The sequence below is a fragment of the Streptomyces sp. NPDC001544 genome (assembly GCF_042894285.1).
Taxonomy (GTDB): Bacteria; Actinomycetota; Actinomycetes; order Streptomycetales; family Streptomycetaceae; genus Streptomyces.
In genome coordinates this window covers 776,699-803,447 of record NZ_JBIAVN010000001.1, presented here as the reverse complement: position 1 = coordinate 803,447, position 26,749 = coordinate 776,699, and the positions used below count along the sequence as shown (strand labels likewise).

Sequence of the window (26,749 nt, the reverse complement as noted above, 5' to 3'; positions counted from 1 at the left end):
GAGGCGATCACTCGGTGTGCACCCCGTTTTCCGTGAGTGAATGAGCCCATGAGTGATCCCTTAACCCTCGACTCCCTCACCCCCTTCACGCACGCGTACGACGGAGAACGGCTCGCCGGGGTACACGGCGGCGGGCCCGGGCGGGCCGCCGTGGTGCTGCTGCACGGCGCGGGCGCCGGCAGCGAGGAACGGTCGCGGCCGCTGCTCGCGGAGTTCGTCGGCCGGGGCTGCCGCGGACTCGCCTTCGACTTCTCGGGGCACGGCAACAGCACCGGATCACTACGGGACTTGAGTCTGCGGCGGCGCTTCGAGCAGGCGGTCGCGGTGATCGACGCGCGGGTGCCCGCGGCGGAGCCGCTGGTGCTGGTCGGGTTCAGCATGAGCGGCCAGACGGTGGCCGACCTCGTCCGGCACTACCGGGACCGGGTGGTCGCCCTGGGGCTGTGCGCCCCGGCGGTGTACGCGCCGGAGGCGTGGGACGTGCCCTTCGGTGAGGGGGACGGCCGGTTCAGCGGGATCATCCGCACCCCGGACGGCTGGCGCCGGTCCCCCGCGCTGGCGGCATTCGGGGCCTACGCGGGCCGGGCGGTCCTCGCGGTACCGGGCAGGGACGCGGTCATCCCGCCGGAGGTGACGGAGGCCGTCCAGGAGTCCCTGGCCGCGCACGCCCAGTACACCCGCTTCGAACTCCCGGACGCCGAGCACCAGTTGGGCCTGTGGTTCCGGGACCACGCGGACTCCCGCCGGGACTTCGCGGACGCCCTGCTGGCGGGCCTCGGCGACGGCGGCCCGACCGTTGTCAGTGGGGTCGGCGAGGATGGACTCCACGGGCACACGGACTGCGGGTGGAGGTCGGGATGAGCGGCGGACGGCCACGGCACATCGGCGGGGCGGAACGGCGGGGCCGGCTGGCGCTGCGGCACCGGCTGGCCGGTACGGAGCGGGCGGGGAGCCCCGAGGAGGTCGCCGCCTCACTGGTGGCGCTGCACGGCACGGACCCCGCGACGGTGTACCTGGCGGTGGGCGCGCGGCTGGCCGAGGCGGCGAAGACCGTGCCGGAGACGGAGCGGGCGCTGTACGAGGACCGCACGCTGGTGCGGATGCACGGCATGCGGCACACGGTGTTCGTGTTCCCCACCGAGCTGGCGGCCGTGGTGCACGCCTCGACGGGACTGGACGTGGCCGCCCGCACCCGCGCGACACTGCTCAAGGACATGGCGAAGGGCGGGGGACCGGACGCGGCCTGGCTGGCGGAGGTCGAGGCGGCGACACTGGCCGCGCTGGCCGGCCGCGGGCAGGCCACGGCGGCGGAACTGGCCCGGGACGAGCCGCGGCTGCGGGAGCAGTTCGTGTACGGGGCGGGCAAGAGCTACGAGGCGGTGCAGACGGTCTCCGGCCGCCTCCTGCGCCTTCTCGGCGTGGAGGGCAAGGTGGTCCGCGGGCGGCCGCTCGGCTCGTGGACGTCGAGCCAGTTCCGCTGGGCGGTGGCTCCCGAACACCCTGAACTGGACCCCGCCGAGGCCCGCGTCGACCTGCTGCGCCGCTGGCTCGCCGCGTGCGGTCCGGCCACCGAGGCCGACCTGAAGTGGTGGACGGGCTGGCGGGTGACGGACGTACGGGCGGCGCTGCGGGCGATCGGGGCGGAGGAGGTGTCGCTGGACGAGGGCCCGGGGTACGTCGTCCCGGGTGACGCGGGCCCCGTCGCCGGTCCTGACGCACCCTGGGCCGCCCTGCTCCCCGGGCTGGACCCGACGGCGATGGGCTGGCAGCAGCGGGACTGGTACCTCGCGCCCGGGTTGCGGCCACCGCTGTTCGACGGCAGCGGGAACGTGGGGCCCACCGTGTGGTGGGACGGGCGGGTGGTCGGGGGGTGGGCTCAGCGGCCCTCCGGTGAGATCGTCTGGCGGATCCTGGACCCGGCCGTCCCGCGCGAGGCGGAGGCCGCGGTGGCGGAACAGGCGGAACGGCTGGTGGGATGGCTGGGTGACGCCAGGGTGACTCCGCGGTTCCGGACGCCGTTGGAGCGGGAGCTGTCGGGTTGAGGGTCCGTGCGGGCCGAAGCAGGTGTCCGGGGGCGGCAGCCCCCGGACACCCGCGCTACAGCTCAGCGCGAGTACCGCATCAGCGCCCGCACCATGTGGCACGTCGTGGCCGACGGCGGGTGGATGCCGATGCGCTCCGCCGTGCTCCGGATCGTCTCGTCGCGGGCCTGGTTCGGCACGTAGACGCCGGAGTCGAGCAGGGCGATGGCGAGGCGCATGGCCTTGAGACGGCGGTTGTGGGTGACGTACCACTCCCGGGGGCGCCCCGGCGGCAGCGGGCGCTTCGCCACGGGCGAGGGGCTGGAGTGGACGGACTTCGGCTTCGGCTTCAGTGCGGCAGCGGGCACGGGCATCCTCCTGTCGCGGTCGGGGCGCTCCGCCGGGGGTCCGGCGATTCCCTCGAACACTGCTACCAGTCTACCGACCCCCACTGACATTCAGGGAGTCCGCCGAGGGCATCAAATGCCCAGGTGAGCAGCGGAACTGGCACTGCGTCACACCCGCTCCGGAAGGGGGTCGTGGGGCACCAGAAAATTCGAACACACCCCCTGGGTGACCGACGCCGGACCCGCCTGTCCGGCGTGCCCGGCGGCCCCGGCTACGGTGAGCCCATGGAAATCTGGATCAACCCCGCCTGCTCCAAGTGCCGCAGTGCCATCAGCCTGCTCGACGCCGAGGGCGCCGAGTACACCGTCCGCCGCTACCTGGAGGACGTACCGAGCGAGGACGAGATCAGGGGCGTACTGGAGCGTCTCGGGCTCGAACCGTGGGACATCACCCGCACCCAGGAGGAGGCGGCCAAGGAGCTCGGGCTGAAGGAGTGGCCGCGGGACGACTCCGCGCGCGACCGCTGGATCACCGCGCTCGCCGAGCACCCGAAGCTCATCCAGCGTCCCATCATCACGGCGGACGACGGCACCGCGGTGGTGGGCCGCACGGACGAGGCCGTACAGGACGCCCTCCGCAGGAAGTGACCCGCCCCTGTGACGTCCCTGTGACGCAGGACACCCCAGAAGACTCGCGCAACCACTGAGTAACCTCGTTCGGTATCTCGTACATAGCGGCGTACGCTCCCCTACCTCTTCAGGAGGCGCGCATGACGCGTAGGAGAAAGCTCGGTACGAAGAAGAAGATCGCTCTGCTGGTCAGCGCCGCGGCGGTGGCGGGAGGCGGGGCCTTCGCCATGGCGTCCACCTCGAACGCCGCGCAGAGTCCGCAGCAGGCCAAGACCCTGTCGTCGGCAGCGGACTCGACCGTCTGCCAGGGGCTGGCCACGGCCCTCGGGAACAACCAGAAGTTCATCGACGGTCAGAAGGCGAACCCGGACGCCCAGTCGCAGGCCAGGATCGCCAACCGCCAGGCGGTCATCGACCAGATCAAGGTGCAGCAGAAGGCGTCCGGATGCGTCGTTGGGGAGTCGGCTCAGGGCTCCCAGGCGACGCAGCCGGTGCAGTCCGCCCAACCGGCGCAGTCCGGCCAGCCCGCGCAGTCCGCACAGCCCTCCCAGACGGCCGCCGCCGGCGGCGACGCGGGAAACGCCGGCAGTGGCACTGCCGGCGCCTCCGGCCAGCAGGTCTGCAAGGGCTCCACCGTCACGCTCTCCGGCGAGGGCGGTGCCCCGGCGGCCTCCAGCAACCAGTTCCCGGCGGGGACCACGCTGAAGGTCACCAACCTGGACAACAACAAGTCCACGACGGTGAAGGTCACCTCGGTGTCCGGCAGTTGTGTGCTGCTGAACAACACGGCCTTCGAACAGGTCCGGGAGCCCGGCAAGTTCCTGATCCGCCGTGCCGTCATCGAGAAGGTGGGGTGAGGCTCAGGCCGACAGGAACCGACTGAGGTGACCGGCCAGGCCGGCGGGCGCGGCCTGCGGCAGTGCATGGTGCGAAACCCCCTCGAGCACCACCGTCTCCGCCTGCGGCAGCACCGCGCCGACCCGGTCCGCCACCTGGTAGGTGTCATGTGTCCTGCTGCTCTCGGCCAGGAGCAGCAGGACCGGCATGTCCAGAGCGCGCAGGTCGTCCGGCGCCGGACGCGGTCGGGTCACCGGCCTCACGGAGGGGAAGCCGGCGGCCGCCTCCTGGAGGCGGAGCCAGTCGGGGTCCAGGACCGCTCCCCCGGTCTCCCACTCCAGGAAGGCCCGGGCCCGGCGGGGTGAGGGCCCGAGCAGCATCGGCAGGGCGTGGAGCAGGTACGCCGCCTTGAACCCGGCGAAGCACTGGGTCGGGTCCAGGAGGAACAGGCGGCGTACCCGGCCGGGGGCGCGCAGCGCGTAGTGCAGCGCGATCCAGGCGCCGTACGAATGCGCGCCGAGATCCGTCTCCGGCACGCCGAGGCCGTCGAGCAGCGCATCGAGCCAGGCCGTCAGGTCGGCGACCGTACGGGGGTGACGGTCGGTGGCCGGCACGCTGCGGCCGGGGAAGCCGATCAGGTCGGCGGCGAGGACCCGGTGGGTGCGGGCCAGGTCGGCGGCCTGCGCGTACCAGGAGGCCGAGGTCGCGCCACCGCCGCCCGGCAGGAGGAGCAGCGGGGGCGCCTCGCGCGGGCCGCAGGCGTTGACGTGTGTCTCGCCGAACGGGGTGGCCACGGTCACCTCCTCCCGCTCCCCCGGCCATTTCGCCATGACCTTGTCGTACGCAACCCGGAACGCATCGGTGTCGAAGCCGGCCATACGGACCCCCTAATATCTCGTTGGGCGAGATACTCGCCGAACGAGACGAGATGATAGCCGCACCTTGGGAGGACTCCGCATGCCGACCGTCGAACCGGGGCCCGAGCTGGAGATCGTCCACCTGCTGCGCGCGGTGACGGTCGAACTGGGGCTGCACAGCGCGCGGTTCGCCGACCGCAACGGCATGCACCCGACGGACGTACGCGCCCTGATCGCCCTCATGGACGCGCGCCGGGCCGGTGACGAGATGACCGCCGGGCGGCTCGGCGCGGGACTGGGGCTCAACTCGGCGGGGACCACGGCGCTGCTGGACCGGCTGGAGCGGGCGGGGCAGGTTCGGCGGGTGCGCGGCGAGCGGGACCGGCGGAAGGTCGTCGTCGAGGTGGACGAGCGCGCCGTCGAGCTGGGGTGGGCGTTCTTCGGGCCGCTGATCGAGCGGTCGGTGGAACTGCTGCGTGGCTACGACGAACGTCAGCTGGCCGCGATCCGGGGCTTCCTCGGCGGGGTCCGCGACGCGGTCAGCGGTGAGGAGTGACCCGCAGTACCCCGTTCGGCCCTGCTCACAACGTGAGTCCGGACACAGAACGACCAGGTAACACGGGGTTCACAGTCGGGCAATGGCCGGGAAACCGCCCGTTGACAGGCTGCCCGGGCATCGACGGCGGCGCCCCAGTGCCGTAGCGCCGCAGCACCCGCACGTGCGCGCCCAGACACACCCCGGAGGATGTGGCCCGTGAGCTTCAAGGCTGAGTACATCTGGATCGACGGCACCGAGCCGACGGCCAAGCTGCGTTCCAAGACGAAGATCCTCGGGGACTCCGCAAAGGGCCAGGAACTGCCGATCTGGGGCTTCGACGGGTCCTCCACCAACCAGGCCGAGGGCCACGCCTCGGACTGTGTGCTCAAGCCGGTCTTCTCCTGCCCGGACCCCATCCGCGGCGGCGACGACATCCTCGTGCTCTGCGAGGTCCAGAACATCGACTTCACCCCGCACGCCTCCAACACGCGCGCCGCGCTGGCCGAGGTCGCCGAGCGGTTCGCCGCGCAGGAGCCGATCTTCGGTATCGAGCAGGAGTACACCTTCTTCGACGGCTCCCGCCCGCTGGGCTTTCCCGAGGGCGGCTTCCCCGCCCCCCAGGGCGGCTACTACTGCGGTGTCGGCGCCGACGAGATCTTCGGCCGTGAGATCGTCGAGGCCCACCTGGACAACTGCCTGAAGGCGGGCCTGGGCATCTCCGGCATCAACGCCGAGGTCATGCCGGGCCAGTGGGAGTTCCAGGTCGGTCCGCTCTCCCCGCTCGAGGTCGCCGACCAGCTGTGGGTGGCCCGCTGGCTGCTCTACCGCACCGCCGAGGACTTCGGCATCTCCGCCACCCTCGACCCCAAGCCGGTCAAGGGCGACTGGAACGGCGCCGGCGCGCACACCAACTTCTCCACGAAGGCGATGCGCGAGGGCTACGAGGCAATCATCACCGCGTGCGAGTCGCTGGGCGAGGGCTCCAAGCCGCTCGACCACGTCAAGAACTACGGCGCCGGCATCGACGACCGTCTGACCGGCCTGCACGAGACCGCCCCGTGGAACGAGTACAGCTACGGCGTCTCCAACCGCGGCGCCTCGGTCCGCATCCCGTGGCAGGTCGAGAAGGACGGCAAGGGCTACATCGAGGACCGCCGCCCCAACGCCAACGTCGACCCGTACGTGGTCACCCGACTGATCGTCGACACCTGCTGCACCGCGCTGGAGAAGGCCGGCCAGGCCTGACCGCGGTCTCACCCGAGGGGCGCCCGCCGTCATGGCGGGCGCCTTTTCGTGCGTCCGCCGGTCCGAGGGGTGAGAGAGGGCTCCTGCGACGGGCGCAGGTCTGCTTCAATAAGGACATGGCCAGCTTCCAGAAGTACACCGCGACGGGTCGCCATGACCTCGAGCCCTTCTGGCCTTCCCGTCAGCACCACGACTTCGACCGGGTGTGTTGCCGCGCGGTGAACGCGCGGGCCCTCTAAAGCCGTACACCCCGGCCTTCGGCCAGCGCGAAACGACGTACGTCCTCCCCGACGGTTTCCTCGCGCGAAAGAGCTGACCTCTCATGGCGACCACTCGTTCCCTCACCACCGCCCCCGCCACCGCCTCCGCCCCGACGTCCCACGCCTCCCGGCACCGGCTGCGTGCCGTCGACCGGGACGAGGTGGTGGACGTCGCGGAGTTCCTCCCGCCGGGCGCCACCTGGCTGCCCGCCCCGCAGCACACCCTGCCGACCCTGCCGGGCCAGCCGCCGATGATCGGCTACCTGGTGCTGGTCCCGGCCGACCAGCAGCCGCCGTTCCTGCCCGTCGCGGTGCCCGACCAGCCCGGCACGACGGTCGGCACCGGCGCCGACCCGCTGGTGCGGATCGACGCCGTACAGCGGACCGCCAGCGTGGACGGGCGCGAACTCGACCTCACCTACCTGGAGTTCGAGCTGCTCGCCCACCTGGTGGCACACCCGCACCGGGTGCACACCCGCGACCAGCTCGTCACGACCGTCTGGGGCTACGGCCATGTGGGCGATGGCCGTACGGTCGACGTGCACATCGCCCGGCTCCGCCGCAAGCTCGGCGCAGCGCACCGCGGGACCATCCAGACGGTGCGCCGGGTCGGCTACAAGTACACCCCGCCGACCGCTCGTTGACGATCTGCTGACGGCAGAGCGCCGTTCCGTTCCACGGCCTGGGCGGGCAGAGTCACCGGTATGAGGCTTCTGATGCTGGGTGGTACGGAGTTCGCGGGACGGGCCGTGGTGGAGGCGGCGCTCGGGCGGCGCTGGGACGTCACCGTCCTCAACCGGGGGCGGCACGATCCCCTCCCCGGGGTGAAGGCGTTGCGCGGCGACCGCACCGCGCCCGACGGGCTCGCCGCCCTGGCCGAGGGCGAGTGGGACGTCGTCGTCGACACCTGGTCGCACGCGCCGCGCGCGGTGCGGGACACGGCGCGGCTGCTGCGGGGCCGCGCCGAGCGGTACGTGTACGTGTCGAGCTGCTCGGTGTACGCGTGGGCCCCGCCCGCCGGGTACACCGAGGACGCGCCCCTGGTCGAGGGCGCCGCGGCCGACGCCGAGCAGACCGAGTACCCGCAGGACAAACTGGGCGGCGAGCTGGCCGCGCTGGACGCCTTCGGCGCGGACCGCTCGCTGTTCGTACGGGCGGGGCTGATCCTCGGGCCGTACGAGAACATCGGCCGGCTGCCCTGGTGGCTGTCCCGGATCGCGCGGGGCGGGCCCGTGCTGGCACCCGGCCCGCGGGAGCTGCCCCTGCAGTACGTCGACGTCCGCGACCTCGCCGAGTGGATCCTCGACGCGGCGGAGTCGGGGCTGAGCGGGCCGTACAACCTGATGAGCCCGCAGGGCCACGCCACCATGGGCGAGTTGCTCGACGCGTGCGTGACCGTGACCGGCACGGGAACCGGCACCGAACTGCGCTGGACCGACCCGCGCGTGGTGCTCGACGCGGGCATCCAGCCGTGGACCCAGTTGCCCGTGTGGACGCCACCGGGCACCGACATGCACGACGCCATGCACGGCGCGGACGTCTCGCGCGCCGTCGGGGCGGGCCTGCGCTGCCGGCCCGTGACCGAGACCGTGACCGACACCTGGAACTGGCTGCGGTCCATCGGCGGCACCGCACCGCAACGCCCGGACCGTCCGCCGCTGGGCCTCGACCCGGAAGTGGAGGCGAAGGTGCTCGCGGCGACCGGAGGTGTACCTGGCCCCACCCCCTGACCGGGGGCTTCGGGCCAGTGACCCGTGCTCCCCCGCCGGGAGAGACTGACGGTATGAACACCACCACGAAGAGCGACACGCTCGCGACACGCACGCGGGCGGTCTTACTGGCCGGCGTACGGGGTCTCGCCCTCTCCTTGTCGGTGCTGCCGGTCGCGGTCCTGTGCTTCACGCTGGCCCTGGTCTCGATGGCGCTGATCCCGATCGGTATCGGCCTCTTCACGACACCGGCGATCCTGGGCGCCGTACGGAGGTTCGCGGACGTGCGGCGCAGACTCGCGGCCGAGTGGTGCGGGATCGGCATCCCGTCGGCATACCGGCCGATACCCGCGGACGCCAAGCCCTGGACACGCACCTACGCCATGCTGCGCGACCCGGCGGTCTGGCGGGACCTGCGGTGGCTGCAGGTCGACATGACGGCGGGGTTCGTCACGGCGCTGCTGCCGGGGCTGCTCCTCCTCTACCCGCTGGAGGGGTTCCTGGTCGCCGGCCTGTGGGGGTCGCTCTCCGGGCTCGACGGGTACTGGTACGGCTTCGTGCACGTCACCGACCAGGGCTCCGCGTTCGGCGCCGGCGCCCTGGCCGCCGCACTGCTCCTCCTCACTCCCCTGGCCCCGCGGTCGCTGACCGTCCACTTCAAGCTCACCCGTGCCGTACTCGGCGCCAGCCAGGCCGAACTGGCCGAGCGGGTGCGGGTGTTGACGGAGACCCGGCGGGACGCCGTCGACACCTCCGCCGCCGAACTGCGCCGGATCGAGCGGGACCTGCACGACGGGGCGCAGGCCCGGCTGGTCGCCATGGGGATGGATCTGGGCACCGTCGAGATGCTCCTCGACAAGGACCCGGAGAAGGCCAGGCAACTCCTCGCGCAGGCCCGCCAGTCCTCCGCCGAAGCCCTCACCGAGCTGCGCGACCTGGTCCGCGGCATCCACCCGCCGGTGCTGGCCGAGCGCGGACTCGGCGACGCCGTACGGGCGTTGGCGCTGCGGCTGCCGCTGGCCACCGAAGTGAGCGTGGAGTTGACCGGCCGGGCGGACGCCCCGGTCGAGTCGGCCGCGTACTTCGCGGTGAGCGAGCTGCTCACCAACGCGGTCAAGCACTCCGGCGCCGACCGGATCTGGGTCGACGTCCACCACGCGGAGGGCATGCTGCGGATCACGGTGACCGACAACGGCAAGGGCGGGGCGGTGGCCGGGGCCGGTTCCGGGCTCACGGGGATCGAACGCCGACTGGGTACATTCGACGGTGTCCTGGCCGTCAGCTCTCCCCCGGGCGGCCCCACCATGGTCACCATGGAGATTCCGTGCGCGTTGTCCTAGCCGAAGACCTGTTCCTGCTGCGTGACGGGCTGGTCCGGCTGCTGGAGGCCTACGACTTCGAGATCGTGGCCGCCGTGGAGTCCGGTCCCGAACTGTCCCGAGCCTTGGCGGAGTTGAAGCCGGATGTCGCCGTGGTCGACGTCCGGCTGCCGCCCACCCACACCGACGAGGGCCTGCAGTGCGCGCTGCGGGCCCGCCAGGACCGGCCGGGTCTGCCCGTGCTGGTCCTCTCGCAGCACGTGGAGCAGCTCTACGCGCGGGAACTCCTGGCCGACGGCAGCGGCGGGGTGGGCTATCTGCTCAAGGACCGGGTATTCGACGCGGAGCAGTTCGTGGACGCCGTACGGCGGGTGGCGGCGGGCGGCACGGCGATGGACCCGCAGGTGATCCAGCAGCTCCTGTCCCGGCGGGCGGCCGACGACCAGCCGATGAGCCGGCTGACGCCGCGGGAGCGGGAGGTGCTGGAGCTGATGGCGCAGGGCCGGTCCAACACGGCGATCGCCGCGCAGCTCGTGGTGACGGAACGGGCGATCGCCAAACACACCGCCAACATCTTCACGAAACTGGGACTTGAGGTGTCGGACGATGACAACCGGCGCGTCCTGGCCGTGCTGGCGTATCTGGACCGGGATCGCTGACCGGCCGCCACTTTCTGCAACTTCCGCTGGTCAGAGGTGGGTTGGCGTAGCCGGTGCAGAGATTTTCTGATGAATTCGTGAGACGGCTGAACACCTCTGGGGCGGCGCTCGTATGGAATGGCGCCGCTTCACTCCTGTCGGGCGCCTCGATGCTGCCCCGCAAGGAAGTCAGAGGAGTTCCATGGGACGCAACACACGCAAACGCCGTACGCCGTTGGCTACCAAGGCCATCGCTGCATCGGCAGCCCTAGCGCTCGGCGGGGGCGGGCTGATCTGGGCGAATTTCTATGCTTCGGCGCATGAGTCGAACGACTCGGCGCAGAACCAGGTCAAGTCGGCCGCCGCGCAGCAGGTCGCAACGATCGCCTGCCCGGACGTGGGCCAGAAGCTGACGAACGTACCGGCCAACGCCCAGAAGGGCGTGGCAGTGGAGCTGGCGAACCTCGACAAGCAGGTCACCGAGGCCTACGCCAGACTCGCCTCCACGCGCCAGGCGCAGGCCGGCGACGCCAGCTTCGTCCAGAACGCGATCGTCGGCCCCCTGAAGGAGAAGCGGGCCGCGACGATCGACCGGATCAGGATCGACGTCCAGCGCGTCGGCGGCAAGTTCGACACGTCGCTGGCCCAGCTCGCCGCCTGCACGACGATGACCGCCAACCAGACCACTGCCGGCGGCACCGGCGGTCAGCAGCAGGGCGGCCAGCAGCAGAACGGTGGCCAGCAGCAGGGCGGCCAGCAGCAGAACGGCGGTCAGCAGCAGGGCGGCCAGCAGCAGGGCGGCCAGCAGCAGGGCAACAACGGCCAGGCCGGCAACGGCCCGACGGCAGCCGACTTCGTGGACATCACGAAGGTCCCCGCGAACGTCCAGGGCAAGCCGCAGAACGGCGGCAACGCCTCCAAGGGCACCTTCACCACCAAGTGCGGTGTGAACGCCAACAAGAACCACAACACCGACAACGTGATCGTGGCGCCCGGCGTGGCCAACGGCGCGCACCACCTGCACGACTACGTCGGCAACCAGAAGGTCAACGCCTTCTCCAGCAACCAGACGTTCCTGCAGGGCGGCACCAGCTGCCAGAACAAGAACGACCTGTCGTCGTACTACTGGCCGGTGGTCCGTATCCAGGACGGTACGCAGGACTTCGACCAGAACAAGGACGGCGGTGGCAAGGAAGGCAACGTCGGCAAGATCCTGACCCCCGTCCAGGCGCAGATCAAGTACGTCGGCAACCCGCAGAGCAAGGTCGTCGCGATGCCGCAGTTCCTGCGCATCATCACCGGTGACGCCAAGACCACCACCAACGGCCTGGCGAACGCCAACGCGCACTGGAGCTGCACCGGCTTCGAGAACAAGGTCCAGCTGACGACGCAGTACCCCATCTGCCCGAAGGGCAGCCAGGTGGTCCGCACGTTCGCCTTCCAGAACTGCTGGGACGGCAAGAACATCGACAGCGCCAACCACCGCACGCACGTGGCCTTCGCCGACCCGGCGAGCGGCGCCTGCGGCAACGGCTTCAAGGCGATCCCGCAGCTGACGATGCGCCTGGTCTACAACATCAACCCGCCGACCGTGCAGAACGGCGTCGTGAAGAACGCCTACGCGGTGGACGGCTTCCCGGACCAGCTGCACAAGGCGGCCACCGACCACGACGACTTCATCAGCGTCACGACCGGCGGCCTGGCGAACAAGATCGCCAACTGCATCAACAGCGGTCAGCAGTGCCAGTGACCCACTGAGGTGGGCCGGTGAAGAAGGCCGGTGGCGGGTCCCTCCCGCCACCGGCCTTCGCCGTGTGCGCACCTGCCGTCAGCTGTCGTGGGATCCGTGCGCCTTGTGGTTCGTGCCGATCTCCACGTCGCCGCCCAGCTTCTTGCGCAGCGCCTTGACCACCCCGTCGTCGCCGACGGCGACCCACTTGCGGCCCACGAGGTAGTAACCGCCGTAGTCCTTGGCATCGTTGATCCACTCGCGCTGGCCGCGGTCGGTGGCGAAGGTGGCGAGGATGAACCGGCCGGCCTTGTTCTTGCAGATGGCCTGGCGGAGCTCGTCGGCGTCCGTCTGGATGTCGGGCGAGCACTTCACTTCGGCGGCCAGGCTCTCCAGGCTGCCGGTGGCCGTGGTCGGCACCGCGTCCTCGGCCTTGGTGTCGCCGGAGCCGCAGCCCGCCAGCACCAGTACGGCGGCGGCCCCCGTCAGGGCGAGCATCGGTCGGGTGAGCCTCATCTGTTTCCTCCGGTCCCGTCGGGCGAGAAGCATGCCGCAGAGAGCCCCGGCGAGGGGCCCCGCCCTTCGATACGGGCCCCGTGCGCGATGCACTCAAATCGGTGTGATCGCTGGCACGTCTGTGCGAAGGTGTGCGGGTGAACCAAGACTGGGAAGATCGCGTGACCGCCGCCTGGGCGACCTTCGACGAGTATCCGGAGGAGCGAGCGGCCGAGTTCCGCGCCGTGATCGACAAGCTCGTCGCGGAGCTGCCCGAGGGCAGCCCGCTCGGCCCGTTCGAGCAGGCCTGCGCCTGGGACTCCACCGGCCACTCGGACAAGGCGGCACCGCTGTACCGGGAGGCGCTCGCCCTGGGCCTCAGCGAGGCCAGCGGCTACAAGGGACGCCGGGCCAAGATCCAGCTGTCCAGCTCCCTGCGGAACATCGGCCGGGCGGAGGAGGGCGTCGAGCTGCTCACGCCCGAACTGGACGCCCCCTCGGACGAACTGGACGACGCGGTACGGGCCTGCCTCGCCCTGTGCCTGTCCAGCCTCGGCCGGGACCGCGAGGGCCTGTCCCTCGTCCTCGGCGCCCTGGCCCCGCACCTGCCCCGCTACCAGCGGTCGATGGCCAACTACGCGCGGGCCCTGGTCGAGACCGGGGACTGAACCACCCGATCCGGGGGGCACGATCACCCGGTTGGCGGGGTGACCATCCCCTACCTCACTCGTTTTCCGGACGTGCAGTCACAGGATGTAGCCCAGGAACACGCACCCGTCTCCTCCCCGGCCGCCGGTCCGGTCGTCGACGTCGAGCAGGCCGAGGCCGCCCTCGTCGAGCACTACCCCCGGCTGGTCCGGCTCGCCTACCTGGTGCTGCCGCCCGGCCCCGGGCGGGGCAGGCGCGTCCTGACCGCGCATGCGCTGACCCAGCGCGCCCTGCCCCGGGGCCGGAGGTCGTCGTCGGTGATCCCCGCCCAGTCGACCGGCCGTGACGGTGACCTGGGGTACGCCTTCGTCCGCCTCCAGGTGGTGCGTACGGCCCTGGAGGCGGGCTCGCCGCAGTGGCGCAGGGTGTGGCCCACCCGTGTCCAGCTCCCGCCGCTGCTGCCCCAGGTGTGGGGTCTGCGCCTCTTCCCGCGCTCCGGCGGCGCCGACGAACTCGCCCTCGACCAGCAGTTGGCCACCCTGTCCGGACCGGCCCGCGCCGCGTACGTGCTGCGCGGCCTGGAGAACCTCCCCGACACCGACGTACACGCGCTGCTGACCGCGGCCGGCGTGGCCGACCCGGACGCGGCGCTGCGCGAGGCCGACGACATCCCGGCCCGGCACGCACTGCTCACCTCCCCCGAGTTCGACCCCTGCTCGCTGCAGGCCCGGCCCACCGACCTGATGCGGCGCAGACAGCAGGGCAAGGCGGCGCTCGCCGCGGCGGCCGCGCTCGCGGTGTGCGGCGCGCTGGTCCTGCTGCCGGGCGGCGGCTGGGGTCCCGACGGCGCCGCCGCCCCCGCGTACGCGCGCAACCCGGCGGCCGAGGCCGCTCTGAACCCGGCACGGCTGGTCCGGGTCTCCCCCACCGCCTGGCGGACCGCCGCCCGGACCGACTTCTCGGTGTGGCCGGCGCGCGGCTCTCTCACCAAGGACACCGCGCTGCTGCGCCGCGCCCTCGCCGTCTGGGCCCGTCCCGGTGGGACGGTCCAGGTCTCGGCGACCCCCGGCACCCAGACCGGCGGCCCGGCCGGCCCGCCCCAACTGCTGTACGCGGGTGCGGTCGACGACGCCCGCGTGGTGCTGCTGTACGACGGTCTGCGCATCGCCCGCTACGCCGAGCCGAAGGACGGCACGGCGGGCGCCGCGCTCGACTTCGCCCGGGTCGACGGGGCACGCAAGGCCGAGGCCGGCGCGCTCGTGCTGAGCCGGTCGGACGAGAACGTCCGTTACCTGACCGCCCCTTGGGTTCAGAAGGCTGCCGAGCGGGATCTGATGAAGCCCGGCGCCGGGGCCATGGACCTCAACCTGGCCGACGGGGTCACCTCACCGCTGGCCAGCCCGGCCCTGCGGTCGGGGGGGTGCACCTCCTGGAACGTGCTGCAGCTGACCGACGACTCCGGCACCCACCTGGTCACCGACCTCGGCGAGCTGGTCCCGGCCCGGCTCACCTCCGGGCGGCCCGGCAAGTCCGGTGAGGCGTCCGGGGCGCAGGCGCTGCGCACCTGGGCGCCGTTCGCCTGTTCGCTGGCCGCCCAGCGCTCCGCCGGGGTGCGCAGCGTCAACGCCTGGTCCTTCGCCGACCAGCCGCTGCCCGACGCGAGCGGCACGGGCAGCTGGGTGTGCACCCGGGCCGAGACCTGGCGCGGCGACGGCACGCTGGTCCTGGCGCAGTTCCAGACACCGCGCGCGCGGTACGGGGCGGTCGCGGCCAAGGGCACGGACGTCACGGCGTGCGGTCCGCGTGACCCGCATGTGCTGGCCGGGGTGCTGTGGAAGTCCGGCGCGGGGGCCTGGTACCTGCTGACCGCCGGGAGTGGGGACACCGCGTCGATCCGTACGACCGGCGGAGTCACCGCGACCACCGAGGGCAACCTGCTCGCCGTACGGGCGAAGCGCGGAGCGCGGGTGGAGCTGAAGGGCACCCTGAAGGACGGCACCACGGTCAACGGCCTGCACTGACGCGGTGCCTTCGTCGCTGGACATGTGAACAACAACGGCCGATTTCGATCGGTAAGGTGTTCGCATGACTACCGGGGTTCGCCGCAGAATGGGCGTCGAGGAGCGGCGGCAGCAGCTGATCGGCGTCGCCCTCGAACTGTTCAGCCGACGCTCGCCGGACGATGTCTCCATCGACGAGATAGCGTCGGCGGCGGGCATCTCGCGCCCGCTGGTCTACCACTACTTCCCCGGCAAACTCAGCTTGTACGAAGCGGCGTTGAGGCGTGCCGCGGAAGATCTGGCGAGCCGGTTCGCGGAGCCGCGCGAGGGTCCGCTGGGGGCTCGGCTGCTGCGCGTGATGCGCCGCTACTTCGATTTCGTCGACGAGCACGGGCCCGGTTTCTCGGCGCTGATGCGGGGCGGCCCGGCTGCCTCCGTGGGCGGAGCCCACACGATGAGCCACGTTTCGGCCACCCACGCGCTAGTCGACTCCGTACGGCAGGCTGCGTATGACCAGATTCTTGTCCACCTGGGCGTCACCGAGCCGCCCGCGCGGCTGGAACTGGTCATCCGCTCCTGGATCTCGCTCGCCGAGTCGACGGCCCTGATCTGGCTGGACGGCCGGCGCATCCCGCGCGCCGAGCTGGAGGTCCAGCTCGTGCACGACTTCGCCGCGCTGGCCGCCGTGAGCGCCGCCTACGACGAGGAGATGTCGGCCATCCTGGGCGGCATACTGAAGGAGGAGCCGGCGGACGGCCTTTTCAGCGACCTGGTGACCCGGCTGACCGCTCTCGGCTCCTGAACCGTCAGCGCTCGAACTTCCGGTAGGAGGCGTCGAGTTCGCGCACCTCGGCGGAGGCGTGCAGGACGAACCCGTCGTCCGCCACGTGCTCGCGCAGCAGTTCGAGGACGGTCTCGGTCAGTTTCGCCTTGGTCTCTTCGGTCCGGCCGGCCAGCAGGCCGATCGTGACGTGGACGATGGCGTGCTGCTCGTCCTCGGGGTCCTCGTAGCCGAACGCCGTGAACGCGCTCGGACGGAACTGCGACTTGCAGGCCTCCGGCTTGGCGGCCGCGATCTCGACCGTCGCGGTGTGCAGGGCGTGGGCGAAACCGGCGCGGTCGAAGGCCGGGGCCATCACGGCGGAGTAGTCGACGGTGATCTGCGGCATGGGTGCGCACTCCTGTTCTAGGACAACGAGGTCACCCTAATCCGCCCGCTCCGCCAGCCGTAGGGCCAGCATCGCGATGTCGTCCTCCCGGTCGTGGCCGAAGCAGTCCAGCAGGGTGTCGCACAGGGCGCCCACACCGGCGGGGGCACCGGCGGCGGCCTTGCGGAGGTGGGCCAGGGAGACCGCGAGGTCCGTGCCGCGGGTCTCGATCAGACCGTCGGTGACCATCAGCAGCCGGTCGGCGGGCCGCAGCACCAGTTCGGTGGCCGGCGGCCGTTCCAGCCCGAGGCCGAGCAGCGGCCCGGCCGCCCGCACGTACTCGGCCCGGTTCCCGTCCCGGACGACGAGCGGCGGGATGTGACCCGCGTTGGCCACCCGTACCCGCCCGCTGTCCGGGTCGACCAGCACCAGGCACACGGTGGCCGTGACGTCCGGGTGGTGGTGCTGGAGCATCCGGTCGAGCCGTGCGGCCAGCAGGCGCGGGTCGCTGTCCTCGACGCAATAGGCGCGCAGCGCGTGCCGGATCTCCACCATGACGGTGGCCGCCTCCAGCGAGTGCCCGGCGACGTCCCCGACCGCGGTGAGCACCCCGGCGTCGGTGCGCAGCGCGGCGTAGAAGTCCCCGCCGATCTCGGTCTGCCGGGAAGCGGGCACATAGCGGACGACGATCTCGAGGCCGGGCAGCCGCAGTTTCTCCGGCGGGGGCAGGAAGCTGCGCTGCAGGGTGAGCGCGACATGGCGCTCCACCTGGTACATCAGCAGCGGCTCGGCGGCCAGGGCGGCGTTCTGCGCGAGCCGGGCGAGCAGTGCCTCGTCCGCCGGGTCGGCGCCGGGCGCGCGGGACACCGGTGTGGCGAGGCAGACCGGCGTCCGGTTCGAACGGGTCTGGGCCACCACGAGCCGGGCGTCGTCCTCGGCGCCGGGCCGGAAGAACCCGGCCGGCCACAGCGGCGCGGGCACGACGGTGGTGTGCGTCCCGGTCCGCCCCTCGGCGAGCCGGGTCACCAGCCGGGCCACGGCCGTGTGCGCGGTCGCGTCGGGCAGGGCCAGGACGCTGCGGTCGCGGGACGTCCCCCGGTACAGCTCGCCGTCGGAGCCGACCACGAAGGCCACCGCCGGGGTACCGGTCAGCCGGGCCGCGCCCTCGGCCGCCGCCTCGGCCAGTTCCCGTGCGCAGCGCGCCGCCTGCACGGCGACGGTGGCCTCGGACAGCAGTGTCATCCGGCGCACCAGCGACTCGGCGCCGGTGTGCCGGCGGGCCCCGCGCACCGCGGCCCGGACGACGGCCTGGATCTCCTCCGGTTCGGCCGGCATCGTCAGATAGGCGTCCCCGCCGGCGTTCAGCCCGCGGCAGCGGTCGCCGGGGGCCAGCGCGGCGGCGGAGAAGTGGACCACGGGCAGCGCGGCCATGGGCGGCTGCGCCTTGACCCGGCGGCACAGCTCGTAGCCGGTCATGTCGGGCAGCCCGACGTCGACCAGGGCCACGTCGGGCAGGGCGCCCTCGCGCAGCCGTACGTCGAGTTCCACCAGGGCCTCGCCCGCGCTGGCCACCGGCACGACCCGGTGACCGGCCCGGCGCAGCACCGCGCCCATGGCGTACCGGCTGGCCGCCACGTCGTCGACGACCAGCACCGTGGTGCCGGTGTACCTGCCGCTGCCGTCCATCTCTCCCGGGCCCTAGGTCGGGGGCGGACCCCGCCGAACGCGGTCCGCCCCGCCCACGCTAGTGCGGGTCCCTCAGCTCCGGGTGAAGACGGCCACGGTACGACCCGGAACGGCGAACGTGCCCGATTCCGCCGCGTAGACCGCCGACTTGACGATAGGGTCCGCGCCCGAGGCCTGTACGGGATGCAGGCGGTAGTGCTGCCCGGCGAGCGCGGTGATGCGCTGCTCCTGTTTCCCCGGCGTCGCGTTGAACACCACGACGAGGTCCCCGAGCCGCATGGTGATCACCCCGGGCGTCTCGTGGCTGCCGGACAGCGGGAAGGACAGCCGGGACTGCACCCGGTCGGCCGTGCCGAGGGAGAAGGCCCGTTCCGTCGTACGGATCCGCAGCAGGTCGCGGTACGCGGCAAAGGCGCCCTCGATCTGCGGGCAGCCGACCTTCACCGTGCTCAACAGGGGTTTGGCGTAGGGCCACTTCGACCGGTTGTCGGCCGCCATGGGCAGGCCCCGGCCGAAGCCGTTGCCGTCCGCGCAGTTCCAGTGGACGGCGTTGAACCAGTCGCCGCTGTCGAAGGAGTTGCGGTCCAGCGACTTCGAGCGCAGCAGGTCGGTGCCGGCCTGGGAGAGCGCCGGGCCCTGCGAGAGGGTGGCGGTGGCCATCGCCAGCACCTGCATACGGGCCCGGTCGGACGCGGAGGTGTCCTTGGGGAGCTTGTAGGTGAGGGCGTCGAACAGCGGCTCGTTGTCGTGCGCGTCGACATAGGCGAGCGCGTCGCCCGGGGCCTTGGCGTACCCGGCGGGCGCTCCGTTGTAGTCGATCTCCGCGCCGGTGACCTGCCTGCCCCCGGAGTCCGTGAAGCGGTAGGCGGCGAGGTTGCCGGTCAGGCCCACCTTGATCAGGTCCTGGTAGTGCAGGAGGCGAGCCTTCTGCTCCTCCGGAGTGCCGTTCGCGGCCGATGAGTTGGGGTCGGTGTACAGCCCGGTCGCGAAGCCCTGGACGCCGGGGTCGGAGTCGAAGGGGCTGCCGCCCCGCACCGCGTCACGGGCGCGGTCGGAGAAGGTCGCGACACCGGTGCCGGCCATGTTCTGCTGCGTGGCCTGCACGAACCGGGCATCGTCGGCGACCTCGCCGAAATTCCAGCCCTCGCCGTACAGGATGATCTTCTTGCCGTCGACGCCGTCCTTGTCGACGGTCAGCGCGTCGAGGGCCTTGCGGACGGCGAGGATGTTGGCCTTCGGGTGGTGGCCCATCAGGTCGAAGCGGAACCCGTCGACCTTGTACTGCTTGGCCCAGGTGACGATCGAGTCCACCACCAGCTTGCCCATCATCGCGTTCTCCGGCGCGGTGTTCGCACAGCAGGTGCTGGTGGCCACCGAGCCGTCGGCGAGCAGGCGCTGGTAGTAGCCGGGCACGATCCTGTCGAGCACGCTGCTGTCCGCCTGGCCGCTCGCCGCCGTGTGGTTGTAGACGACGTCCATGACGACCCTGAGGCCGTCCTGGTTGAGCGCTTGCACCATCCTGCGGAACTGGACCGTGCGGGCGGTGCCGTCCGGGGCGGTGGCGTACGAGCCTTCGGGGACCGTGTAGTGGTAGGGGTCGTAGCCCCAGTTGTAGGCGTCCTTCGCGGCGGTTGCGGCGACGCACTCCTGCTGTCTGTCGGAGTCGGCCGGGTAGGAGGCCAGGTCGCAGTCCGGGGTCGCCTGGTCGGCCTTCCTCTCGGGGATGGTGGCGATGTCGAAGGCGGGCAGCAGGTGGACGTACGAAATTCCCGACTTCGCGAGCGCGCGCAGGTGCCTCGAACCGTCGCTGTCCTTGTCGGTGAACGCTAGGTAGGTGCCCTGGTCCTTCGCCGGGACGGTCCTGTCGGCGACCGAGAAGTCCCGGATGTGCAGTTCCTGGATCTGCGCGTCCTTCAGCGGTACGGCCTTGGGCTTGCGCAGGGCCGACCAGCCGCTCGGGGCCAGGGACTTGTCGTCCAGGTCGACGACCAGGCTGCGCCGGGAGTCCGCGGTGAGGGCGACCGAGTACGGGTCGGTGACCTCGTTGGTGACCATCCTGCGGACGCTGGACGCCCAGACCTTGACGACGTACCGGTAGGGCTTGCCCTTCCAGGACGCCGGGCCGGTGACGGACCAGACGCCGGTGGCCGCGTCGCGGTGCATCCTCACGGTGGTGCCGTCGAGGTCCAGCGACACCTTCTGCGCGGTGGGCGCCCAGACGGCGAGGGTCGGCCTCCCGTCACGGAACACCGGCCCGAGCTCCGCCTTGGTCGCGCCCGGGTACAGGTCGTCGAGCACGCCCGCGATCTGCACGCCGGTCGCGGCAAGGACGGCACCGCCTGCGGCGCGTTGCGAGGCCACGAGCTGCCCGCCGAGCGCCTCGCGCACCCGGCCCCGGTCGCGCGGGTCGACGGACCAGGCCGTGTAGTCCTTCAGGTGCGGGAACCGCGCCTTCTGCGCATCGGTGAGCGTGGTCTTCGACAGCCGCAGCCAGCGTTCGTCGTCGCTGGTCAGGGTTCCGTCCTTGACGGTGATCGAGCCGTCCCGGGAGTACAGCAACTGGGTGGAGGCGGCGCCGTCGACGCCGTTCCAGGCAACGGTGTCCCGGTCGATCCAGACCGCCTTGGAGGTGGTCAGGTCGAGGGCGGCGGCACTGCCGGAGGGCTGCGGCAGCAGGTACTTCTCCTGACCGTTCAACAGCCACACCTCGTAGCCGTTCGCCTTGAGGTCCAGGGACTGGTCGGCCGGGAGATCCTTGTCGTCGCCCTTGTGGATGATGTAACTGAGGCTGGTGGCACCCTCGGTGAGCGGTACCTCGAAGACCGCGCCATAGGTGTCGGTCTTCACCGGCTTCAGCGGGTTCGACCAGTCGGTGGGGTGCGCGGCACCCGTCCAGACGTGCAGGCCCCAGCCGTCGTAGTTCCCGTCGGCGCGGTGGTAGTGGACGACCGCCTTGGTCCTGTCCTGGGCCGGGTGGTCCGGCCTCTCGGTCAGTACGTCCGTCTTCCCCTGCTCGACCCACACCTCACCCGTTCTGGTGACGTCGATGGACCGGTCGGCGGAGACGTCCTTGTCGCCGTCCTTGTCGACGATCAGGAAGCCGACGTTCGAGGCGCCGGGCTTGAGCCTGACGTAGGCGAAGGCGCCGTAGGCGTCCCGGCCGGTGAAGGGGTGGCCGGCGGGCCAGGTGGTGGACTCGCCGTCGGCGATGTCGCCCCAGGCGTACAGACCCCAGTCGCCGTAGTCGCCGTCGGTGCGCTTGTAGTGGACGATCGCGTAGTCGCGGGGGGAGGCCGTGGGGACCTCGGACGGGGGCGGGGTGCCGGTGGTGCTGCCGGCGGTGGCGCTCGCGGTGTGCCCGGCGGAGTCGACGACGACCGCCTTGTAGCGCAGGGCGGTCCCGGCGGGTACGTCCTTCTCGATGGTCTGGGTGACCTTGTACGGGGCGTGGTCGGCGGAGCCGAGGGTGCGCCACCGGCCGTTTCCGACCTGGGCGGCGAAGACGACGCGGTCGAGCTGCCCCCCGGTGACGTCGGCGGAGAGCTCGACGGTGCCCGTGGCACCGGTGTCCGGGGCCCTGAGGGTGATGGCGGGCTTGGCGGCGGGCTCGGCGAGGGGGCCGGCGGCCTTGTAGACGACGGCCGAACCGGCGGGGACGGTGACGGTGAGCCTGTGGTCGCCGTCGGACTCCAGGGTGTCCTTCGCCCCGTACACGCCCCGGTACGACATGTCGGCCGAGCCGGTCGGGAAGGTGGCCGTCCTCGCCTCGCCCGCGTTGTTGAGGGCGACGACATACTCCTGGCCCGTCCGCGCGTCCGTACGGGTGAAGGCGTAGATCCCGGCGCCGTCGGCCGCGTACCGTTCGGTCTGGACCCCGTCCGTCAGCGCCGGGTCGGCCTTGCGCAGCCTGGAGAGGGCGGCGATCTCCCGGTAGAGCGGGGCGCCGGTGTCGTAGGAGTCGCTGGCGTGGGTGCGGTCGGTGCCGATCTCGTCGTCGTCGAGGTAGTCGGCGACCTTGGAGGCGAACATGGTCTGGCGGGCGTCCTTGTCGCCGCCGGAGCCGGTGAAGCCCTGCTCGTCGCCGTAGTAGACGACCGGGTTGCCGCGGCTGAGGAACATCAGCTCGTTGGCCAGCTTGTCCTTGGCCAGCAGTTCGGCGTCGGACGCCTTGGGGTTGTCCTGGTGCAGGAAGTACCCGATGCGCCCCATGTCGTGGTTGCCGAGGAAGGTGACCTGCTCATAGGCGTTGGCCTTGTCGGTCGTGTACTTGTAGTCGTCGCCGAAGACCGACGCCAGCTTCCGGGCGCTGCCGCCCTGGGAGGCGTAGGAGCGGGCCGCGTCCTGGAAGGGGAAGTCGAGCGTGGCGTCGAGGCGCCCCTGGGTGACGTACGGCGACGTGACCGAGGTGTCGGCGGAGTAGACCTCGCCGAACATGAAGAAGTTCTTCCGGCCGTGTGCGGCGGCGTACCTGTCGAGCGCCGTCGCCCACCGGGTCCAGAACTCCATGTTCACGTGTTTGACGGTGTCGATCCGGAATCCGTCGATGCCGAAGTCCTTCACCCACCGCTGGTAGATCTTCTCCATGCCGTGGACGACCTCGGGACGCTCGGTCCACAGGTCGTCGAGGCCGGAGAAGTCGCCGTAGGTGGCGGACTCGCCGGCGTAGGTGGAGTCGCCCCGGTTGTGGTACATCGTCGGATCGTTGAGCCAGGCCGGGACCTTGCTGTCATCGGTGACCCGCGGGTTGCGCGGGAAGGAGCCGGCGTCCACGGCCGGGAACCTCCTGCGGCCGTCCGCGTAGTCGGCGTCGTCGAACGGCCGCCCGTCCTTCGTCAGATACGGAAAGGCACCCTTGGACAGGTAGTCGTACGACTTCTCCGCATAGTCGACGACGTCGGCGGTGTGGTTGGTGATGACGTCGAAGAAGACCTTCATGCCCTTGGCGTGCGCCTTGGAGATGAGGGTCCGCAGGTCCTTGTCGGTGCCGAAGTGCGGGTCCACCTTGGTGAAGTCGGTGATCCAGTAGCCGTGGTAGCCGGCGGAGGCGTTGCTGCCCGTGCCCTGCACGGGACGGTTCTTGAAGATCGGCGCCATCCAGATGGCCGTGGTGCCGAGCCCCTTGATGTAGTCGAGCCGCTTGGTCAGGCCCTTGAGGTCGCCGCCCTGGTAGAAGCCCTTGTCGGTGGGGTCGTAACCGGTGCTGAGGCGTGAGCCGGTCAGGCCGCCCCTGTCGTTGGACGCGTCCCCGTTGGCGAAACGATCCGGCATGACGAAGTAGAACTGCTCACGCGTGTCGTCGTGCCGGGCGGGCTGGGTGGCGAGGACCGCGTCGGAGGGCGGTGGCGGCGGGCCGGCGGCGTGAGCCGCCGGCGGCTGGAGCAGGGCGGCCGCGAGGGCGGCGGCGGTGACCGCCGCGGCTCGTCTCGCTGTGCGCGTACGGCACCGCCGGGGCGCCGGCCATCTCGGTATCACAGGCGGTAACTCCTTGCGATTACGGCTCTCTTGGGCCCGGCCCCGACGCCGTGGACGCGGCTGCTCACCGGGCGACCGCGTGACCGTACCGCTGACGAAAGACTTACAGCAAGAGACCTGAAAGCAACAGAAAGAGTTTTCACTCGGGTTGCAGGATGCGCCGAACGGGTTAAAAGTGGCTTATGTGACGCATGTCGGCCCGTAATGAACGAAGGACCGCCCTCGGCGACTTCCGCCCGCACCAGGACGCACCATGGCCAGACTCCCCCGGCGACACATCCTGCACCTGACCGGCGTATCCGCCGTGACCGCCGTGGTACTCGCGCTGCCCACGACCACGGTGGCGTCGGCACCTCCCTCACCTGGGTCTTCGTCGGAACCTTCACCCGGGCCGGCGACGCCTGGCGACTCACCACCAGATCAGTCGCCGCCGGCGACACCGCCTTCCCCGGACGACACGCCCGGGTCACCGAACCCGGACGACACGCCCGGGTCACCGAACCCGGACGATACGCCGAGTCCGGGCAGTACACCGGGAGATGGCGAGTCGCCCACTCCCCCCGAAAACGACACACCGGCCCCCCAGGCTCCGAAGCAACAGAAGGAAGAGCTTGACGAGACAACGAAGGACCTGGAGCAGAAGAAGGCGGAAGTCCCGGGGGAACTGGCGCCGAGCGTCGAGCAACTGACCGCCACCCTGCACGCGGTGGACGCCCCGGGGACTCCGCCCCAGGACCGCGACGCGGTCATCCAGAGCGCACGGTCGGTGAGTTCCGCCCTGGCGTTGATCAGCGATCCGGGGACGCCGCCCGCGGTGCGGGCGCGGTTGACCCAGCTCGTACAACAGGTGGCCACCACCCTGGACGCGGCGGACAGCCCGAGGATACGACCCGAAATGCGGCGCACGTATTTCTATGCCGCTCAGATGTCGGCGAACGCCTATCGCATGATCGGCGACCCCAAGACACCGCCCGCAGAGGCGCACGCCGCGAACACGATCGCGAAGAACCTGGCCCGATCCGCGCAGAACGAGGCGAAAAAGGGGCCCTCCATGGAACAGAGCTCGCAACGCACCGGGCAGGACGCCGGACCAGGACCGGCCGTGCTGCAACTGGCGACTCTCCTGGACGCGATCAACGACCGGCACTCGTCCGACGACGGAGACCGGAGATCCCTGGCCCAGACGGCGAGCGACGCGAGTTCGTCGCTGGACGGATCCGACGATCCCGGGGCATCGGACGAGGAACAGGAGAAAGCGCGACAGGAATTGCAGAAGCAGCTCACCCAATTGGAGCAGGGGCTGGCGAAGTACCTGTCCGCTCAGCCCCTGCCGTCCGAAAAGCTGGGCAAGGCGGCCGAGGCCTGCACCAACGCCATTTTCGAGACCACCTCGGAGGGCACACTGGCCAAAGACTTGGAGAGCGTTCTCCCTGGTACGTGGAACACGGAGGGCGTCAACGACTTCTGGAAAACCGAACAAAAAGGGAACGAATCCCTTGAAGTCTTCACCCAGTTGCGGAACGAGCAGATCGCCGACGCTCCGATGGCCATCAAACGACTCGTCCCCAAGCTCGCCGACTCGGTGCCGGCAAGTCAGCTTTTCACCGCCGTCGGCAGATCGGCACTGCACTGCCTACGGGCCGCTTCGCAGCTCGACCAGGATGGGATCGATTCGGGTACCTGGGTCAAGATGGCCGAGGAGCAGAAATAGAGCGCGTCAGTTCCGCCAGGGACACCTCCGTGCTGGTGTGGACCGTGGACAGGCCGAATCTTTCGACCTCTCTCTTCTCCTCCGCAGAAGAAGGCCGTCCCGGACTCTCGAAGTGATATGAAGAAATAGAGTATTTCAGAGGAGCACTGGGACCCCAGCCCGCCAATACATAGCGAGGACCGTGTGTCACGTTGACCAGGTTGTTGTTGTGGTGCACCCTGCCGAGGTACAAGAGGCGATCCCGGCACCAATCCATCAGGCAGTGGAACTTCCCTACGTCCCAGGACGGGTGCTTTTTTTCGAACTCGCTCACCTCGATCCGCCCTCGGTCCTTCCTCATGAAGGTGAGCTGGAGGTCGACGCTCAGCAGGTCGTACGGTGCGCTTCTGGGAACCTGGAGAACATGCTCCTGAGTGTCCTCCTGTCCGCTTTCGAGTACTTGCCCGGGCTCATAGAAACGCCCTCTGCTGAGGGCGGTATAGGATAGCTGGTCAACATTCGTTTCCGAATCCTCGGCGTTCTTCTGGCGGTCGACACTCCTCTCCCATTCATCCGCCGATGTGTCCCCCTTCTCGGAGTATGTCGCAGTCCTGCCGTAGACCGAGAAGTCATCGATGACGATGTAGACCGAATACGCTCCGGTGTTCTTCACGGAAAGCTTCAGCGGCACCTGGAGGAAGGGATGCCGGGGATCCGCACGCGCCGTGCCGAATTCCGCGTCGAGAGTGAAATGCAAGGGGGCTACTGTGGGGGCGTACATGGTCGAGTACGTCAGGCTCAAAGCAGTGAAGAGAGCCGATACGGCCACTCCGGCCGCGAATTTCCTGGGATGCGGAACTCCCGCCCAGGGCCTTTCCCGGAGCAACAGGCACAGTGCCCACACCGACCAGCACCAGAGAGGCATGAACGCCAGCATGTAGCGCGTGTATTCCCTCTCGTCCAGCCACATGAGTATGAGGAGACTGTCGGTGGCCAGCGCTATGAGAACGCCGAGCAGGGAGACCGCGCCGGATATTCTGGACCTCCGTTTTCCCCAGTGATCGAGTGCCGCCGCCGCTGCCGCGATCTGCACCAGACCGGACAGGACGAACACGGCTCCGGTCACCCGTTGCGCGAAGGTCAGGGCGCCGAAGACGTCCGGCCGTCCGATCGACACGTTGAGGGCCGCGGAGGCGAACAGCCCCGTCACCATCAGGACGCCGGCCGTCCGCCTTCTCCAGGTCCGGTCGGGCCACGTGTCGCTGCCCCCGCCGCGCCAGTACACGTACGCCGGGTCGTCCACGTCCACGTCGGGGTGTCCGAGGCGGGCCAGCAGTCTCCGCAGTTCGCGCAGCGACCAGACACCGCCGACAGTGTCGCTGCCGACGGTGACCCGGCGTAGACCCCGGCCGTCCGGTGCCTCGACGACGACCCAGGGACGGATGCTCATGGAGCAAGCCTCGGACCGGAGCGGGTACCG

The 26,749-nt window shown here is 70.7% G+C and carries 22 protein-coding genes; 15 read left to right on the top strand and 7 right to left on the bottom strand.

What is annotated here, in order from left to right; genetic code table 11:
* Nucleotides 1–48: 48 nt before the first annotated feature.
* Together ACFY0F_RS03625 and ACFY0F_RS03620 are read left to right on the top strand one after the other, a co-directional pair.
* Nucleotides 49–861, top strand: a complete 813-nt coding sequence (locus ACFY0F_RS03625) for an alpha/beta hydrolase (protein WP_388788260.1) — start codon at nt 49–51, stop codon at nt 859–861.
* Entirely contained in the window at nt 858–2,042 is a 1,185-nt protein-coding gene (locus tag ACFY0F_RS03620) for a winged helix DNA-binding domain-containing protein (RefSeq protein WP_388788257.1), read from the top strand. The genes ACFY0F_RS03625 and ACFY0F_RS03620 overlap by 4 nt, the downstream gene beginning before the upstream one ends.
* Nucleotides 2,043–2,104: 62 nt before the next feature.
* On the opposite strand, the gene ACFY0F_RS03615 is transcribed toward ACFY0F_RS03620, so the two are convergent.
* Nucleotides 2,105–2,389, bottom strand: a complete 285-nt coding sequence (locus ACFY0F_RS03615) for a hypothetical protein (RefSeq protein ID WP_388788254.1) — start codon at nt 2,387–2,389, stop codon at nt 2,105–2,107.
* 264 nt (nt 2,390–2,653) lie between these two features.
* Between ACFY0F_RS03615 and ACFY0F_RS03610 the strand changes: the two genes are divergently transcribed.
* Nucleotides 2,654–3,016 carry an arsenate reductase family protein gene (locus ACFY0F_RS03610; RefSeq protein WP_388788251.1) on the top strand — a complete coding sequence of 121 codons (363 nt, stop codon included), beginning with the start codon at nt 2,654–2,656 and terminating at the stop codon, nt 3,014–3,016.
* 122 nt (nt 3,017–3,138) lie between these two features.
* Nucleotides 3,139–3,855 carry a hypothetical protein gene (locus ACFY0F_RS03605; protein WP_388788249.1) on the top strand — a complete coding sequence of 239 codons (717 nt, stop codon included), beginning with the start codon at nt 3,139–3,141 and terminating at the stop codon, nt 3,853–3,855.
* A 3-nt stretch (nt 3,856–3,858) separates the two neighbouring features.
* Here the strand turns inward: ACFY0F_RS03605 and ACFY0F_RS03600 are convergent, their stop codons facing one another.
* Nucleotides 3,859–4,713, bottom strand: a complete 855-nt coding sequence (locus tag ACFY0F_RS03600; RefSeq protein ID WP_388788246.1) for an alpha/beta fold hydrolase — start codon at nt 4,711–4,713, stop codon at nt 3,859–3,861.
* 79 nt (nt 4,714–4,792) lie between these two features.
* Between ACFY0F_RS03600 and ACFY0F_RS03595 the strand changes: the two genes are divergently transcribed.
* The 7 genes from ACFY0F_RS03595 (at nt 4,793) to ACFY0F_RS03565 (ending at nt 12,151) form a co-directional block, all read left to right on the top strand.
* A complete protein-coding gene (locus ACFY0F_RS03595) occupies nt 4,793–5,248 on the top strand; it encodes a MarR family winged helix-turn-helix transcriptional regulator (protein WP_388788243.1) in 456 nt (151 codons plus the stop codon).
* Between the two features lie 198 nt (nt 5,249–5,446).
* A complete protein-coding gene (glnII, locus tag ACFY0F_RS03590; protein ID WP_388788240.1) occupies nt 5,447–6,475 on the top strand; it encodes a glutamine synthetase in 1,029 nt (342 codons plus the stop codon).
* Between the two features lie 322 nt (nt 6,476–6,797).
* Nucleotides 6,798–7,379 carry a winged helix-turn-helix domain-containing protein gene (locus ACFY0F_RS03585; protein ID WP_388788238.1) on the top strand — a complete coding sequence of 194 codons (582 nt, stop codon included), beginning with the start codon at nt 6,798–6,800 and terminating at the stop codon, nt 7,377–7,379.
* A 60-nt stretch (nt 7,380–7,439) separates the two neighbouring features.
* A complete protein-coding gene (locus ACFY0F_RS03580; protein ID WP_388788236.1) occupies nt 7,440–8,465 on the top strand; it encodes an NAD-dependent epimerase/dehydratase family protein in 1,026 nt (341 codons plus the stop codon).
* Between the two features lie 53 nt (nt 8,466–8,518).
* Complete coding sequence (locus ACFY0F_RS03575; RefSeq protein WP_388788233.1) at nt 8,519–9,784, top strand: sensor histidine kinase; 1,266 nt, start codon at nt 8,519–8,521, stop codon at nt 9,782–9,784.
* On the top strand, nt 9,769–10,422 hold the full coding sequence (locus ACFY0F_RS03570; protein ID WP_388788230.1) for a LuxR C-terminal-related transcriptional regulator: 654 nt from the start codon (nt 9,769–9,771) through the stop codon (nt 10,420–10,422). The genes ACFY0F_RS03575 and ACFY0F_RS03570 overlap by 16 nt, the downstream gene beginning before the upstream one ends.
* A 181-nt stretch (nt 10,423–10,603) precedes the next feature.
* Complete coding sequence (locus tag ACFY0F_RS03565; RefSeq protein WP_388788227.1) at nt 10,604–12,151, top strand: DUF1996 domain-containing protein; 1,548 nt, start codon at nt 10,604–10,606, stop codon at nt 12,149–12,151.
* A 78-nt stretch (nt 12,152–12,229) separates the two neighbouring features.
* On the opposite strand, the gene ACFY0F_RS03560 is transcribed toward ACFY0F_RS03565, so the two are convergent.
* Nucleotides 12,230–12,646, bottom strand: a complete 417-nt coding sequence (locus ACFY0F_RS03560; RefSeq protein WP_388788225.1) for a hypothetical protein — start codon at nt 12,644–12,646, stop codon at nt 12,230–12,232.
* A 119-nt stretch (nt 12,647–12,765) separates the two neighbouring features.
* Here ACFY0F_RS03560 and ACFY0F_RS03555 point away from each other — a divergent pair, with 119 nt between their 5' ends.
* From ACFY0F_RS03555 to ACFY0F_RS03545, 3 genes are all read left to right on the top strand, one after another.
* Entirely contained in the window at nt 12,766–13,293 is a 528-nt protein-coding gene (locus ACFY0F_RS03555) for a tetratricopeptide repeat protein (RefSeq protein ID WP_388789177.1), read from the top strand.
* 72 nt (nt 13,294–13,365) lie between these two features.
* Entirely contained in the window at nt 13,366–15,294 is a 1,929-nt protein-coding gene (locus ACFY0F_RS03550; RefSeq protein WP_388788222.1) for a hypothetical protein, read from the top strand.
* A gap of 64 nt (nt 15,295–15,358) precedes the next feature.
* A complete protein-coding gene (locus tag ACFY0F_RS03545) occupies nt 15,359–16,075 on the top strand; it encodes a TetR/AcrR family transcriptional regulator (RefSeq protein WP_388788220.1) in 717 nt (238 codons plus the stop codon).
* Nucleotides 16,076–16,079: 4 nt separating this feature from the next.
* Here ACFY0F_RS03545 and ACFY0F_RS03540 read toward each other — a convergent pair whose 3' ends face one another.
* The 3 genes from ACFY0F_RS03540 to pulA form a co-directional block, all read right to left on the bottom strand.
* Nucleotides 16,080–16,442, bottom strand: coding sequence for a 5-carboxymethyl-2-hydroxymuconate Delta-isomerase (locus ACFY0F_RS03540; protein ID WP_388788217.1), 363 nt, complete (start codon nt 16,440–16,442; stop codon nt 16,080–16,082).
* A 36-nt stretch (nt 16,443–16,478) separates the two neighbouring features.
* Nucleotides 16,479–18,107, bottom strand: a complete 1,629-nt coding sequence (locus ACFY0F_RS03535; protein ID WP_388788214.1) for a SpoIIE family protein phosphatase — start codon at nt 18,105–18,107, stop codon at nt 16,479–16,481.
* Nucleotides 18,108–18,179: 72 nt separating this feature from the next.
* A complete protein-coding gene (gene pulA / locus ACFY0F_RS03530; protein ID WP_388788211.1) occupies nt 18,180–23,579 on the bottom strand; it encodes a pullulanase-type alpha-1,6-glucosidase in 5,400 nt (1,799 codons plus the stop codon).
* A gap of 253 nt (nt 23,580–23,832) precedes the next feature.
* Between pulA and ACFY0F_RS03525 the strand changes: the two genes are divergently transcribed.
* Nucleotides 23,833–25,290: a hypothetical protein gene (locus ACFY0F_RS03525; protein WP_388788209.1), complete on the top strand. Its 1,458-nt coding sequence runs from the start codon at nt 23,833–23,835 to the stop codon at nt 25,288–25,290.
* On the opposite strand, the gene ACFY0F_RS03520 is transcribed toward ACFY0F_RS03525, so the two are convergent.
* Entirely contained in the window at nt 25,265–26,719 is a 1,455-nt protein-coding gene (locus tag ACFY0F_RS03520; RefSeq protein ID WP_388788207.1) for a hypothetical protein, read from the bottom strand. The genes ACFY0F_RS03525 and ACFY0F_RS03520 overlap by 26 nt on opposite strands.
* Nucleotides 26,720–26,749: the final 30 nt, after the last annotated feature.